Here is a 15935-nt window from a genome sequence, read left to right as displayed (position 1 = left end):
CGGTTTTTTACTGCAAAACAACAATTTTGCGTCGTGAAAGTAAAAGGTTATGTGTTATAAGGTAACAAAGATTATTAAATTTTAACTCCAAAATACCAACTCGTTTATTTCAATGAATGCAGCCATTGACCTCGGAAATACCTTTGCCAAAATCGCTTGGTTTGAAAATGAGCAACTTGTAAAAGCACAATATAAAATTCCGTTTGAGGAGTTAACCGCAATATTGTTGGATGAATTGCCAACGTACGCCATTTTGTCCTCCACAAGTCAGGATACGCAGCTGTATGCTGATTTGTTACGCCAACAAGGTGTTCGGGTTGTACAGCTTTCTCCCACGCTTCCCGTGCCGATTGGCAAAGATTACGATACTCCGCAAACCCTTGGCGCTGATCGTTTGGCGGCGGCCGTGGGTGCTACCGTTTTATTTCCTAATGAAAACTGCTTGGTCATTGATATGGGAACCTGCATCACCTACGATTGGGTAAGTGCAGACGCGGTTTTTCACGGCGGAATAATTTCTCCAGGCTTTCGTATGCGATTTCAGGCCATGCACACGTTTACTAAGAGATTGCCTTTGATTGACGTGGTAGAGACACACAGCAAAGTTTCTGTGCCGTTGGTCGGGAAAAGTACACATACAGCAATGGAAAGTGGAGTCATCAATGGACTGCTCGCGGAAGTGGAAGGCTTTGTGGAACGGTATCGCAACGAATACGGCGAATGTCGCGTACTATTGTGCGGAGGAGACGCGCCTTTCTTTGAAAATCGGCTTAAAAATCGCATCTTTGCGGCGCCAAATCTGGTTTTGATGGGTCTGAATCGAATTTTATTATACAATGTCAATGTACAAAACGCGTAAGCTTCTTCAGTGGAGTTGGGTACTGGGAGTCCTATTTTTGCAAACAAATGTTCATGCTCAGGGGTTAGGAAACGCCCCTTATTCAGCCATCGGAATAGGAGAGTTATTAAGTAAAGGATATTCGCCAAGCAATGCCATGGGCGATGTGGGGGTTAGTGCTTCTAATCCTCTCTATATCAATTCTTTAAACCCTGCTTTGCTTGTTCGGAACCGATATACCATGTTTGATGTGGGGGTGATTGGTCAATACAAAAGCCTTCAGGATACGAAACAAAATCAACGTGATTTTGGGGGTAACATCGGGTATTTGGCCTTGTCGTTCCCCGTGGCACCCAAATGGTCGCTTGGTTTGAGCCTAAAGCCTTACAGCTTTGTGAATTACCAACAAAATTCGTACGGTCGTATCGGTACCTCTATTTACGAAGCCCAGTATGTATATTCTGGAAAAGGGGGACTGAATCAAATTAACCTGACAAACGGCTTTCAAATTGGTAAAAATCTGAGCGTTGGGGCCGATTTTACGTATCTTTTTGGAAACTTTAACCGTAGTGTCACTTCTCAATTACGCATCGGCGATAGCCGTGATTACATCGTGAGTCGGGATGACCGGTTGAATTTTAGCGATGTTAACCTGAAATTAGGGGCTGCTTACCGTCAAAAACTGAAAGAGGACCACTACTTGAATTTTGGGGCTACCTATAATCTGGCTTCTTCTTTAAATACAATTCGTAACACTACCCTGGAGGTATTGAGTAGTGCAGGTCAGCCTATTACCAATCCTGATACCTTAACGCAGGCCAATCTAAACGTGAATCTTCCCGCCAACTGGCGCGTAGGGTTGAGCTATGAAAAATTCTTTAAGCTGTTGCTGAGCTTTGACTACGACCGCCAAAATTGGTCGCAATACAAAGGAATATCGGGCAATAATGAAAACATGCGTGACGGACAAAGTTTTCACTTTGGTATGGAATATGTCCCCAAATTCAACTCAACAAAGTATTGGGATTTGGTCTTTTATCGTTTAGGTTTTATCTATCACCAGACTCCGCTGGTCATCGGAACCAAGCCCGTGGATGACATGAGTGTGTCAATGGGAATGTCCCTTCCCGTAGGACGGAACTTCGTGAATTTAATCAATATCTCTTTTGTGGCGGGGCAGCGAGGAACCGTTTCTTCCCAAACCTTTCGGGAGCGATACGGACGGGTAGTTCTTGGAATTTCACTAAAAGATACGTGGTTCCAGAAATTCAAGGTGGATTAATGGCGATTTAAAAATTGTTAAAAAAAACAATAAGGTGTTTATTTTCAGCATATTTGTATGCAAGCATACGATTTTTTGCTAAAAAAAATGAAAAAAAATCCCTCTATAAATCAATTGTTTTTGGAAAAGACGTTAGAACACCTTAATTTTGCCTTCAAGATGTTAAGGTGGGTTAATACAACATCTGCAAGGATGCAAATGGGAGATAAACTTTTATCTCCTATTTGTTTTTTACAGCAGTCAACTTTTCGTTATACGCTAAGGTTGATGAAGTACTCTCTCATTATTTTATCAATGGTGTTTCTTGGTGCCTGCGAGGAAGACAAAAATTCCAAAAAATTTATTGCTTACAACGGCCCGCTCGAAGAGGCCGAAAATATTGAAGTACTGTTTAGCGAGCTTGGTTTTTTGAAAGTGCGGGTCAGAACCGCAAAACAAATAAAGCTCCCCTCCGAAGATAAAGTATTCCCCAAAAAAGTTTTTGTAGATTTTTACGGCCCTGCGGGTGATGTCATCACCACCTTGGAATCCGATTCTGGTCGCTATGAATATCGAACGGGTTTATACAAAGTAAAAGGGAATGTCAAGGTAGTTACCCAAAAAAAGGAACGTTTGTTTTCGGATGAGTTGACATGGAATCCACAAACGCAGAAAGTATTTACCGATAAAAAGGTAACCATCGAAAATCAACAATCGGGAGAACGCATGAACGGGCTGGGCTTGGATGCCAACCAGGATTTTAGTCAATACAGTATCCGCAAACCTACGGGCTTCTTCAATGCCCCTGCGGGAATCACGCCCAACTAGGCTTAAAGCCTGTTTTTTGCCTTATTATCATTATACAAAGAATTATTTTAAAAATATTCACAAAATAGGCAAGGGTAAACCAAGGTTTTTATACTCTTAGTAGATAAACACCCGTTTGTTATCCCCTTACCCCTATGCCCTTGCCTTCAATGGACTCAAATGAGCCGGAATATCATCAACCGGACGAGAGTAACCGTTTTGCCCCTCAGCTAAAGGACAATTCTGCTGGAATTGTTGACTCAGAACTGTGGATAAAACGTGCCTTTGAAGCGGATACCGCCAAAGGTTACGAACTGCTTTTCAAGCGTTACTATCAACCGTTGTGTAGTCATGCCGTTCGGTTTGTGTATTCAAAAGAAGTGGCCGAAGACTTGGTGATGGAAGTGTTCAGTCAGTTTTGGCAAAAACAATTGCATCGGACCGTTACGTCTTCCTACAGAGCTTATTTGTTTACTTCTGTTCGACATGCTTCTTACGCATATTTGCGGACGGAGTTAGGAAACGAAAAGTCCAGTGATTATTCAGAAAATGATAACTCCGAAACCCCGCCTATTACGCCTCAACAAATTCTTCAATACAATGAATTGTACATAAAAATCGAAGAAGTTCTTCGTTCTACCTCTCCTCAGAGTCAAAAAGTGTTTGTGATGAGCAGGTTTGAAGGCAAGAAAAATGCGGCTATTGCCGAAGAACTGCACCTTTCTACGAAAACAGTGGAAGGACACATTACAAAAGTCCTCTCGTTGTTGCGGCAATCCTTACGAAATTATGGGCTGCTTTTCTTGTTCATAATGAGTGATTTATGGGCTCAAAGCAAAGGTGTTATGTTCTTTTTTCTCTCACAATGGTCGTAATTTACCCACACGCATGAGCCAGAATATATTTAAACCTGCCATTTTGGCCTTATTTGAAGGTCGAGCAACCCCTTTGCAGAAATCATTGATTGAAGAATGGTTGATAGAGCCGAGTCATCAGGAGCTTTATTTTCAGTGGTTGGAGGAGTGGGAGCGACAAAACCCGCAATTGATTGTGGATACCGATGCGGCTTTTTTTCAATTGTCAAATCAGGCCGAGGCTGAAAGCCCTAAAACGACGGCGGTACGTCCGTTTTCTCGTCGCCTCAATTTCTTTTTAGGAATAGCCGCTTCTGTATTGCTATTGACGGGGATATGCACGTACGTTTTTCGGGACGCGATTCTTTTTCAACAGTACGAAACCACCAACGGGGAGCTTCTAACGCTTCAATTGTCCGATGACAGTCGCGTGACCCTAAACGCTAATTCGTCCCTTAAAGTCCCACGGTTTGGGTTTGGGGAAGCGTCGAGGGAAGTATTTTTGAAGGGCGAAGCAGAGTTTTCGGTGAAACATTTACCCAATCACGCCCGATTTATTGTCCGCACCCCCGACCAATTGGAAGTACAGGTTTTGGGAACAGAATTTATGGTTTACAGCCGTTCACGGGGAAGTAAGGTGGTGCTTAACGAAGGCAAAGTACAGTTGCGCTCCCTGAAAACCAAGGAAACGAAACCCCTGATTATTACCTCAGGCGATGTTGTTACAATTTCATCAAAGGGCCGCCTCACGTTGCGCCACGATCAGTCGCTTGCGCCTCATTTGGGTTGGAAAGAACACCGTTTTATGTTTGAAAACACTTCTGTATCGGAAATAGCCTACCAACTGACCGAACGATTTGGAGTCCAAATTGTGATTGCAGATTCAACATTGGCCAAACGAACCATCGGCGGGACGTTTAAAGCCGAAACGGCTGATGCGTTTTTACAGGTAATGGCCGAAATGCTGGAAGTAAGAATTATTCGCAACGAAACTCCTTCGGGTGCTACCCAAACCTATACCTTAACTTATTGAAAATTAAACCCCTATTGATAATGATTCGACCTATCCGTATTCCCGTTTATTTGGTAGGAGTAGTCTTGTGGCTACTCACCGCACCACGGCTTTCGGCCCAACTATTGGCCTTTAACCAACAGGCAGCGCCGCGATTGGAACCGCAAACACCGGCAGGAAAAGTTTCGTTAAGGGATGCCCTGATGCAGTTTAAAAAACAGCATGGAATCGACATTCTTTTTGAAGAAAAAATAGTTGACGGTATTTCTATCCCTACGGGGCAGTTGAGTCGCCATAACAATGCGGAGCGGAATTTATCGCAGATGCTGCGCCCTTTGGGCTTACGTTTAAAAAAAGTGAGTAAAGACACCTTTGTCATTGTTTCTTCAAAAGCGAATCCCAAAGCGGTATTACAAGAAACCCCGTCACCCGTGGGGCCATCGGTTGTGGAGCGTCCATCAAACTTGGTGGCTCAACTTTCAACGTTAAACAACTCCCTCCCCGCCAATCAGACCATTGAAAAAATGGTAACTGGGGTAGTTACGAGTGAGTCAGGCGAGCGCCTGCCGGGGGTAAACGTCGTCATTAAAGGAACCCAGCGCGGAACCGCCACTGATGAAAACGGGAGCTTTCGCGTGGAAGTTGCCGACGACAACAGTGTATTGATTTTTAGTTTTATTGGTTACGTAAAACAGGAAATTTTGGTGGGTACCCGAACCACGCTGAATGTATCATTGAAAGCCGACGACATGGCCCTCAATGAGGTGGTTGTGGTAGGGTATGGTGAAATCAAAAAAACTGATTTGACGGGCGCCGTGGCATCAGTACAAACAAAAGACATCGTCAGGGCTAATCCCGTGGTGGCGGCAAGAGCCATTCAGGGGCAAGTGGCGGGCGCAACTGTCACTAAATCAAGCAATAAGCCTGGGGCGGGGTATAGCATCACTATCAGAGGCGAAAACACGGTCAACAACTCTACCGAGCCTTTGGTCGTTATTGATGGCTTAATGGGAGGTGATATCAACAACCTGAATCCCAACGATATTCAGTCGATGGATGTGCTGAAAGATGCATCCTCGACGGCTATTTACGGGGCTCGCGGGGCCAACGGAGTAATCATCATAACGACAAAAAAAGGACTTTCTGGTAAGCCAAGGGTAAGTTATGATAGCTATGTCGGAATCAAAACGCCGGCTCATATACCGCGCTTGATGAATACCGAAGAATTTTATAAAGTGACTTATACAGACAGAGTCTTGGAAGGCGCAACGGGGGCTACGTTTACCGCCGCCGAAACGGCCAATATTAATGCTGGAAAAACAACTGATTGGGTGGATTTGGTGACCGCTCCAGGTATTCAGATGAGTCATAATATCAGCGTTTCAGGAGGAAGTGAGAAAACTACTTATCGCTTCTCGGGTGGCTTTTTGAACGAAGATGGCAACGTGTTGTATACAGGATTCAAAAGATACAACTTAAACGCAGGGCTGGACAGTAAGTTGGGAGAACGTTTTAAAGTAGGTTTTACCACCTATTTGACCTACAGCGACCAAAATGTAGGCTCGGGCGAATCCCTGAGAAACGCCTATCGGGCCAGACCTACGGGTACTGTATATTATTCAGACCTTGCCAATCCGTCAGAAAATGGCGATTTGAATATAGAAGGCTATGCTTTTTGGATGGGAATCAACGACAAGCAGGTAGGAAATCCCTTACTTGATATTGACCCCAAAACGTCAAAACTGCAAACCACCACCATGAACGCCATGGCCAATGCCTACGGGGAGGTAACTATACTCAAAGGACTGACGTTTCGCTCCTCCCTGTCGGCGTCTTATACTTCACAGCGTTTGGGTGATTTCAGAGGACAATGGTCAAAATCGCAGATCGGGGCAAAGCCAAGAGCACAGTACGACAACCGTACCATCGGAAACTATACCATTGACAACATCCTGAATTATAACTTGGATTTTGGTAAGCACAAAATTACCGCTACGGCCCTGCAAAGCGCTTATTATCAAAGAAATGAAGCCTACTCAATCGCCGTAAGGGACTTGCCGTACGCTTCTGATTGGTATGCATTGAACACGGCAGCAACCATTTCAGGAATCAACAGTTCGCTGGTCGAGCGCTCTATTTTATCCTACATGGGAAGAATCAATTATTCTTTCAATGATAAATATTTACTGACCCTGACTGGTCGTTCAGACGGCGCTTCACAACTTGCCGAAGGTAACAAATGGGCGTTTTTCCCATCGGTGGCTTTTGCGTGGCGATTGGGTGATGAGCAATTTATTAATAGTCTGAATGTGTTTTCAAACCTAAAACTGCGCCTGAGCTACGGTCAAGTAGGCAACTCAACCGTCAATCCTTACAGTACACAGGCTGGTTTGCTAAATACAGGCTATGATTTTGACGGAGCGGCGGCGTATGGATTTGCCCCTTTAAATTTGGCTAACAAAGATTTGAGATGGGAGCGGAGCAAAGAGTTAAACTTAGGGATTGACTTTGGATTCTTTAAAAACCGGATTGCCGCTTCGCTCGAAATTTACAACCGAAAGACCGATGATTTGATTTTGAATCAAAAACTCCCCACCACGACGGGTTTCACCCAAGTAATAGCCAACGTGGGTAAAATTGAGAACAAAGGCGTAGAGCTGACGCTCAATACGGTGAACATTTCTAAACAGAATTTTAATTGGAATACTACGTTTGCGTTTACCAGAAACCAAAACAAATTGCTCGAATTGTATGGAAACGGTCAGATGGCAGATAAAGGCAATAATCTTTTTGTCGGCTATCCGATCCGGGCCAATTTTGATTTTCAATTTAACGGGATTTGGCAAACCGCCGACAAAGACTTGGCTACAAAATACAAGCAAGTGCCCGGGTCTGTGCGGGTAGTGGATCAAAACAATGACGGACAGATTTCTTCAACCGATGCCATTGATGATCGGACGTATCTGGGTACGCAGCTTCCCAATTGGATTTTGGGTATTACCAATCGTTTTAAGTACAAAAATGTTGATTTCTCCTTCTTTACCTATTACCGCAACGGAGTACAATACAGAAACAATACCCTGGCAGGGACCTTTGGAGAGATTGGTAGTACGAGATACAACAAATTAGCAGGCTTGGATTATTGGAGAAGCGATAATCCGTCCAATACTTTCTTCGGCACAGTAGCGGCAAATCCTTATCGCAATGCCATTTTTTACCAAGATGCCAGCTTCTTAAGAATTTCTGATATTACCTTGGGCTATACCTTGGGCAACCGGGCGTTGAATAAGGTGAAAATGTCGAATGCACGGCTCTATCTGCAAGTGTTGAATCCATTTGTGTTTAGCAATTTTACTGGTTTTGATCCCGAATTCAATTCCGCTATTTTCCAGGATGATGTGCCGTCGGCAACCTATTCCTTTGGCGTAAATATCAGTTTCTAACCTTGACATTAATCAGAAAAACAATGAAATCACACTATAAAATACGACTTACATCGGTGGCAATTGCCTTTATGGGCGTTTTTGCTACGGGTTGTGAAAAAGACTTTTTGGTTGAAAAGCCCGTTACCACACTTACCACCGACGTTTATTTTAAAACCGAAGCGGGTTTTGAAGATTTGGTTCGTGCGTGTTATCCTCTTTTGAGAAACATTCACCAAAACAGAATCTTGGTGTTGCAGGGAACCGATATTTTTACCGCCCAGAGCGGCTGGAATCCTTCGGCCGTCACTGGAAAAGAGAATGTTCCCAGTTTGTTTGATGTCTATAATGCTGAGTTTAATGCTAATTTGGCGGATATTCAACGCCTTTGGCAGCTCCTGTATGCAGAGATTGCCAGAACCAACTCGGCCATCACTCGCGCCAATGATATTACCACAATGGCGCCTGCATTGAAAGATGCAAGGGTTTCAGAAGCGAAGTTTTTACGGGCTTTGTGTCTGTTTTATGCGGTGCAGCAATGGGGCGATATTCCGATGCCACTCACAGAAATCACGTCGCCAAGCAAAGATTTTCAACGCGTAGCTTCGGCGGATGTGTACAAACAAATCATCACCGATTTGTTGGATTGTGAAGCAAAATTGCCCGTTACCGCCACTAATTACGGTCGCATAACCAAAGGAGCAGCGCAGTTTTTGTTGTCAAGGGTGTATTTAACAAGAGGTTGGAACTTCAACAACGCTTTAGGCGGGACAACAGCAGACTTTGATCAGGCACTTCTATACGCCGACAAAGTCATTGATACTTATCCTTTGGCCGCCAACTACAGCGATTTATTCCCAAAGCGTTCAAACAACCCCCTGACGCAATACACGGGCGCTCAAAATGATAAAAATGCCGAAATTATTTTTGCAGTTCAATACAATTCTGACGTATTGACCAACAAAACAGACGCGGCATTTAGCCCTGATGCAGCTGGTGGCAATGACCTGCACTCTAAGTTTGGGCCAAGTGGCGAGGGATTTGTCGGTACAAAGGGCAGAACAAGTGACTATAATCGCTGCCTGGGCATACATCAAGTTACGCCAGCTGGTTATCGCTTTTTTGATACCGATAATGACACCCGTTATGCGCACAATTTTGTAAGTGTTGGCTATGCTCTTGCGGCGGTCAAAGATTACCGACCGCTACCGCTGAGCAATCCCGCTTTAAGGATTAACTTCAACGTGGGCGATACCGTGATGATTGCTAGGCCTTGGAACAAACCTGCCACAACATTGGCCGAAAGAGGGGTGGACTTGGGAGGAAAGAAAAACTATGCCGTGGTAAATGCCGATGAATATGGCGGCGGCTATCCCATTGACAATTCGGGCTTGAACATTCAACCGCCGCTGATGTGGAAATTTTGGCAGCCGGGCATTCCTTACGGTGATGCCTTCGGAACGTTTAATGAATGTGTATTCAGAGCGGCGGAAGCTTATCTGATTGCGGCAGAAGCCATCGTCAAAGGTGCTAAAAATGGCAAATTGGGTGGTGCAGAGGTTTATTACAATCGAGTATTGGACCGTGCCTTAGGAACCAAAAAAGGGACTGACCCAAAATGTGCCGCTGCCCCCGAAAACCAAAAATCATTGACAACCGCCTCTTATAGAGCCACGGCGGCGAATATCACCGTAGACTTGATTTTGGACGAAAGAGCGAGAGAACTGATGGGTGAATACAGCAGATGGTTTGATTTGAAACGTACTGGAAAATTGGTGGAACGCGTCAAGAAATACAATCCTTGGGTAAAAGGACAGTCGATTTCAGCGATTCATAATTTAAGGCCGATACCGCAAAGTGAAATTGATTTGTCGTTCCCTAAAATGACCCAGAATCCGGGCTATTAAAAATTAATTTATTCCCCAAAAAAGAGAAGAAGAAGCCATTTTTCTTCTCTTTTTTTTAATTCTTTTGGTTTGCACCACTCAATTTTTATTCAAAATACACAATGAAATCCTTTTTTTTAATTTGCGCAATTATACTTCTTTCCCTTCACTCCTTTGCCCAATGGAAAGACCTTTTTAACGGAAAAGATTTGAAAGGTTGGGTAAAAAGGAATGGAAATGCAGAATACAAAATCATCAACAACACGATTGTCGGAGTTTCTCAACTCAATACACCCAATTCCTTCCTGTGTACCGAGCAGATTTATGGTGATTTTGTGTTGGAACTTGACGTAAAAGTAGAAGCAGGCCTGAACTCAGGCATTCAAATCAGAAGCATCAGCGACCCCGCCGTTATGGCTGGAAAAGTACACGGCTATCAGGTCGAAATCGACCCTGGCGACCGGGCTTGGTCGGGAGGAATTTTCGACGAAGGGCGCAACGGTTGGCTGTATCCCTTGTCCGTAAATCCCAAAGGACAAAAGGCCTTTAAACTTGGTCAATGGAATAAATACCACATTGAGGCCATCGGTAATAGTCTTAAAACTTGGATAAACGGTATTCCATGTACCAACCTTCTCGACCCTCAAACCGCTCGTGGATTTATTGCGTTGCAGGTGCATCAAATCAAGAAAGAAGAGCAGGTGGGGCTGACGGTTCAATGGAAAAACATCAGAATTGCAACGGATAACTTGAAAGAGGTCATTTTTAAAGGGGGCGAAGAAGCACCCGAAATAAGTTATCTGCTCAACCAGTTGTCGGAAAATGAAAAAAGGAAGGGGTGGCGTTTGCTGTGGGATGGCAAGACCACCGAGGGCTGGCGATTGGCAAATTACGATACATTTCCAACGGTAGGCTGGGCTATTCAGGACGGAGTTTTGAAAGTGTTTGGTACTAAAAAAGATACGCTGGTCAAAAGTGGTGATATTATTACCGACAAAGAATTTTCAAACTTTGAGCTTGAAATGGATTTTAAACTCACGACGGGGGCCAACAGCGGGCTAAAATATTTTGTGGTGGAAGACCGTAAAGAAAGAGCGGGTACGGGCCTAGGACCAGAGTTTCAAATCCTCGACGACAAAGAGCATCCTGATGCCAAAGCAGGGGTGGGGGGCAACCGTACCACGGCTTCTTTGTATGACCTTATCACGGCCGAAAATTTGTCGGAAGGTAGTACCGCAAAACGGATGAATCCGCCGGGTAAATGGAATAAATTGCGATTGGTAGTAAGGGATGGGCACGTCGAACATTGGCTCAATAACCTCAAAATGGTGGAATACGACCGCTATTCGCAGATATTTCGCAATCTAGTGGCCAAAAGTAAATACAACACCTACCCGAATTTTGCGCAGGCACCCGCCGGGCATATTCTTTTGCAGGACCACGGCGACGAAGTCCATTTTAGAAGCATTAAAATCAGAGAGTTTTAAAAATAGGTAATCAAGACTGTAATTGGCCTACGCAATAATTAACGTATAAAAGAGTAGAAGAGAGGTTTTTGTACTCTTTCTCCCATACTTGTTGTTTTATACAACTCATTAAACTAAGCCCTTAAATCGCCCATTTCGAATGAATAGAAGAACTTTTGTGACCACAGGAGTCAGTACGCTCTGTGCTGTGCCATTGTTGGGATTTCAACACTTTGATAAATACACCGCTCCGAAACCTGCGTGGTTGCTCGATTGGATTAAAATTTACGACCAAAATTTCCCCAACTACAAAGCGCTGAAAGTCACCGATGCCAATCATAAATATGCTGGTGGCTATATGAATGACATGGAGATTCCGAATCCACATTCTACAGCGGCTTTTATTGCCACGGCCTGTATGTTAATGTCTTGCCCCGAATCTGCTTTTTATCAATCCAAAGAATTGGTAAAAGAGGTAGAATCGGCAACGCAGTGTCTACTAAAAATGCAGCATTCTGACGGAACGATTGACCTCTTGGAAACCAATTTCCATTCTACACCCGATACGGGTTTTATTTTGGAAAATATGATTCCTGCCTATAAATACTTGAAACTGTCAAACGTCAAAGGTGCGGAATCGCCGCTCGAATTGATAAAAACATTTTTGAAAAGAGCGGGCGAAGCCCTGACCGTGGGCGGTATTCATACCCCAAATCACCGTTGGGTGGTCTCGGCGGCCCTGACCAAATTAAATGAACTTTTCCCCGACCCGCGCTACGTGGCTCGTATCGAACAATGGTTGGCTGAGCACATAGATATTGACCCCGATGGACAATACAACGAGAAAAGCACCAACAGCTATTCACCCATTGTAAACCGTTCACTCATTATCATTGCGAAAGGCTTGAATAAACCAGAATTGTTGGAGCCAGTCCGTAAGAATTTGATGATGACGCTTTATTACGTCCACCCCAACGGTGAGGTGGTAACCGAAGCCTCCAACCGACAAGACAAAGGCACCATCGGCAACATGTCGCGTTATTATTACTGCTATCGCTACATGGCTTTGCTGGACAACAACGGCAAAATGGCCGCCATGTGTCGGCTCATTGAACAAACGAGCACTAAGAATCAATTAGCGGGTTATCTGGATTATTTTCTGGAAGACCCCACCCTTGGGCGCGCCTTACCCGCCGACAAACCCCTGCCGACCAGTTATGCCAAAGCCTTTCCGTATTCGGGTTTGGTGCGGATTCGACGGGAAAATTGGGACGCCACGATTTTGTCCAACAACGCAAGTTGGCTCACGTTTCACAAAGGCAACGCGGTGTTGCAAGCCATGCGGGTAGCGGCGTCTTTTTTCGGGAAAGGGCAGTTTCAATCGGCAAAAATCACGCAGGAAGGAACCACTTGGGTGATGCAAAATTCGCTCGAAGGGCCTTATTATCAGCCGATTGCCAAAGAGAAAATTGTGCCTGATGGAGATTGGGACAAAATGCCGAGGGCAAACCGTCCGCAGAGTGAAATTCAAAAACTGGAAACAATCGTAAAAGTAAGCGAGGCCAATAATGGATTGCAAATCGACATTGAAATGACTGGAACGGAAGGTGTACCTGTGTCATTTGAGTTGATTTTTAGGGCGGGGGGCACGTTTTCGGGGATTACAAAACATCCCAAAAAAGATACTGCGTACCTATTGACGGGCGAATCAGCCTCTTACACGGTCAATGCTGATACCATTCAATTTGGTCCGGGCAAAGCCGAACACAAAGGTATACAACTGAGAGGAGCACTGCCCGCAATGGATGCCCCGACGGTCTATTTGACGGGCTTTACACCTTTCAGGCATACTATCAGATTGTCCTAGTAACGAGGTAATCATTTTGGGGTGAATGCCTCGGCCCCCATCCGATGGCGTCGCTAAGAAATATTCAATTAACATCAGAACCCAATGCAAACCCTAAAAATCGCCTGTTTTTTGTTGATGAGTAGCTTGGCATTATTTGCCCAAAAACAGCAAAAACCAAACATTGTTTACATCCTTGCCGACGATTTGGGGATTGGTGATGTGTCGGCCTATAATCCAAACGGCAAAATCATTACCCCAAATATTGACCAACTTGCGCAATCGGGCGTTCGCTTTACAGACGCGCATACTACCTCTTCGGTCTGTACACCCACTCGTTATGGCATCATGACGGGTAGATATAGCTGGCGAACTACCATGAAAAGTGGCGTTTTGCACGGCTATGACCCGCCTTTAATGGATTCAAAAAGGGAAACCATTGCTGGATTTTTACAAAAACAAGGCTACACCACTGGCGTTGTGGGTAAATGGCATTTGGGGTGGAACTGGAATAACCGAGAGGCTGGCGAAACCAAAATTGATTATTCAAAGCAAGTGAAAGAAGGTCCCAACGCGAGAGGGTTCGATTATTCGTTTTGTATTCCTGCTTCGTTGGATATGCCGCCCTATGCTTACGTTGAAAATGGTTTTTGTACTTCTATTCCGAAAGACTCGATTGCGGGGATGACTGGAATTCGGCTCTTTAGGGCAGGGCTTGCGGCACCTGATTTCAAGCCGGAAGAAGTATTGGGGAAATTTACGGAGAAAGCGATTGCGTACATCAACGAAAATGCCAAAAAAGACAAACCTTTTTTTCTCTATTTCCCTTTGGCAGCACCGCATACGCCTATTTTGCCTATTGGTAAATTTGTAGGTAAAAGCGGCGTTTCACCCTATGGTGATTTTGTACTAATGGTAGATGACGTGGTGAGGCAAGTAGTTGAAACCCTGAAAAAAAATGGTGTCTATGAAAATACCATCATCGTTTTTGCGTCGGACAATGGTTTTGCCAATCCTGCCGACATGAAAGCTCAACTCAGCAAAGGACATAATCCTTCTATAATGTACCGTGGTGTAAAAACCGATATTTTTGAAGGAGGGCATCGGGTGCCGTTTATCGTATCTTGGGGTGGTAAATTAAACAAAGGAAAAGTAAGTGCTCAATTGGTGAGTACAACCGATTTTTTTAGAACTGCCGCCGAACTTACCAATGCGACCATAAGCGATAACACCGCCGAGGATAGTTACAGTTTTTTAAGTGAAATCACGGGTAAAAACACACGTTATGCCAAACGTGAGGCCGTGGTTCATCATTCTTCTAATGGGTTCTTTGCCATCAGAAAAGCAAATTGGAAACTTGTTTTATGTTCCCATTCGGGAGGAAACAGCTTTCCTAAAGAAAATAGCGAAGAAGCAAAAACTTTACCTTCGGTACAGCTGTATGATATGGCAAACGATATTGCCGAAACAAAAAATGTGCAAGACAAACAACCTCTAGTAGTTCAAGAACTCACTGATTTGTTGACAAAATATATCCGAGACGGCCGAAGTACCCAAGGCGTAAATCAAACCAATGAAGGCCCAAGCCATTGGAAGCAGTTGACTTGGGTGAAGGAATAACCATTGGGCGTTTTAAAGGGCCTTCAAGCGCTACTATAATGACGGTATAAACGTTACAATAAATATTTTTTTGTATGAAGATGAGGCATTTTATAAAAATCAGGTTCCTTTTTTACTTTATCCTTGTACATTTTTCAATGAATTGTTTTTCGCAAGAAAAAAACAAGGTTGTGGAATTAGATTATAAACAGATTGATACTGTACAATTAGGCTTAAAAGTCTATTATCCAGCGTCTTTCCAGATAGATAGAACTTATCCAACCATCGTGGTCTTCTTTGGCGGCGGTTGGAACGGGGGTACTACCCAACAATTTGAACCTCATGCTTTATATTTTGCATCTAAGAATTTAATTACGGTTTTGGTAGATTACAGGGTAAAGTCAAGACACAACACTACTCCTTTTGAAAGTTTGAAAGATGCAAAGTCAGCGATTCGGTATTTGCGAAAAAATGCCCATAAACTGGGTATTGATGCCAATCGAATTGTCGGGTCGGGCGGTTCGGCGGGTGGGCATTTGGCTGCGGCTTGTTTTACCAATGAATCTATCAATGAACCAACCGACGATGTGGCGATAAGTGCAAAACCTAATGCCCTAGTTTTGTTTAATCCCGTGATTGACAATGGAAAAGATGGCTATGGATTTGAACGAATTGGAGAAAGATATGTTGAGTTTTCGCCAATGCACAACATCCAAAAAGGTTTTCCACCCACTATTTTCTTTTTGGGTACAAAAGACAACCTGATTCCTGTAGAAACTGCGCAGAAATTCAAGAAAAAAATAGAAGAAGTAGGAAGTCGTTGCGACCTTTTTTTATTTGAAAATCAAGGGCATGGTTTTTTCAATAAAGAGCCTTTCCTATCAGAAACGATTTTGAAAGCAGATGCTTTTCTCCAGTCAATAGACTATCTCAAACCTTAAAAA

The 15935-nt window shown here is 43.9% G+C and carries 11 protein-coding genes; all 11 read left to right on the top strand.

The window, feature by feature from the left end; translation table 11 throughout:
- Positions 1-112: 112 nt before the first annotated feature.
- Positions 113-859 carry a type III pantothenate kinase gene (locus DVG78_RS10525; RefSeq protein WP_114461046.1) on the top strand — a complete coding sequence of 249 codons (747 nt, stop codon included), beginning with the start codon at positions 113-115 and terminating at the stop codon, positions 857-859.
- Positions 837-2120 (top strand): BamG family beta-barrel-assembly machinery protein, encoded by a 1284-nt coding sequence (gene bamG / locus DVG78_RS10520; protein ID WP_147277043.1) that lies wholly within the window; start codon positions 837-839, stop codon positions 2118-2120. Before DVG78_RS10525 ends, bamG begins: the two co-directional genes overlap by 23 nt.
- A gap of 267 nt (positions 2121-2387) precedes the next feature.
- A complete protein-coding gene (lptC, locus tag DVG78_RS10515) occupies positions 2388-2927 on the top strand; it encodes an LPS export ABC transporter periplasmic protein LptC (RefSeq protein ID WP_229598192.1) in 540 nt (179 codons plus the stop codon).
- Positions 2928-3061: 134 nt separating this feature from the next.
- Positions 3062-3781: an RNA polymerase sigma-70 factor gene (locus DVG78_RS10510; protein WP_199563229.1), complete on the top strand. Its 720-nt coding sequence runs from the start codon at positions 3062-3064 to the stop codon at positions 3779-3781.
- 13 nt (positions 3782-3794) lie between these two features.
- A complete protein-coding gene (locus DVG78_RS10505; RefSeq protein WP_114461044.1) occupies positions 3795-4793 on the top strand; it encodes a FecR family protein in 999 nt (332 codons plus the stop codon).
- Positions 4794-4813: 20 nt separating this feature from the next.
- A complete protein-coding gene (locus tag DVG78_RS10500; protein WP_114461043.1) occupies positions 4814-8215 on the top strand; it encodes a SusC/RagA family TonB-linked outer membrane protein in 3402 nt (1133 codons plus the stop codon).
- A gap of 23 nt (positions 8216-8238) precedes the next feature.
- On the top strand, positions 8239-10101 hold the full coding sequence (locus DVG78_RS10495) for a RagB/SusD family nutrient uptake outer membrane protein (protein ID WP_114461042.1): 1863 nt from the start codon (positions 8239-8241) through the stop codon (positions 10099-10101).
- Positions 10102-10202: 101 nt separating this feature from the next.
- Complete coding sequence (locus DVG78_RS10490) at positions 10203-11567, top strand: 3-keto-disaccharide hydrolase (RefSeq protein WP_114461041.1); 1365 nt, start codon at positions 10203-10205, stop codon at positions 11565-11567.
- 139 nt (positions 11568-11706) lie between these two features.
- Complete coding sequence (locus DVG78_RS10485) at positions 11707-13413, top strand: hypothetical protein (RefSeq protein ID WP_114461040.1); 1707 nt, start codon at positions 11707-11709, stop codon at positions 13411-13413.
- A gap of 84 nt (positions 13414-13497) precedes the next feature.
- A complete protein-coding gene (locus DVG78_RS10480; protein WP_229598191.1) occupies positions 13498-15012 on the top strand; it encodes a sulfatase family protein in 1515 nt (504 codons plus the stop codon).
- Between the two features lie 170 nt (positions 15013-15182).
- Positions 15183-15932, top strand: a complete 750-nt coding sequence (locus tag DVG78_RS10475; protein ID WP_229598190.1) for an alpha/beta hydrolase — start codon at positions 15183-15185, stop codon at positions 15930-15932.
- Positions 15933-15935 lie beyond the last annotated feature (3 nt).

Source organism: Runella aurantiaca, assembly GCF_003339505.1.
GTDB lineage: Bacteria > Bacteroidota > Bacteroidia > Cytophagales > Spirosomataceae > Runella > Runella aurantiaca.
Note: the sequence above shows the minus strand (reverse complement) of the source record. Positions and strands in the feature narration are given on the sequence as shown.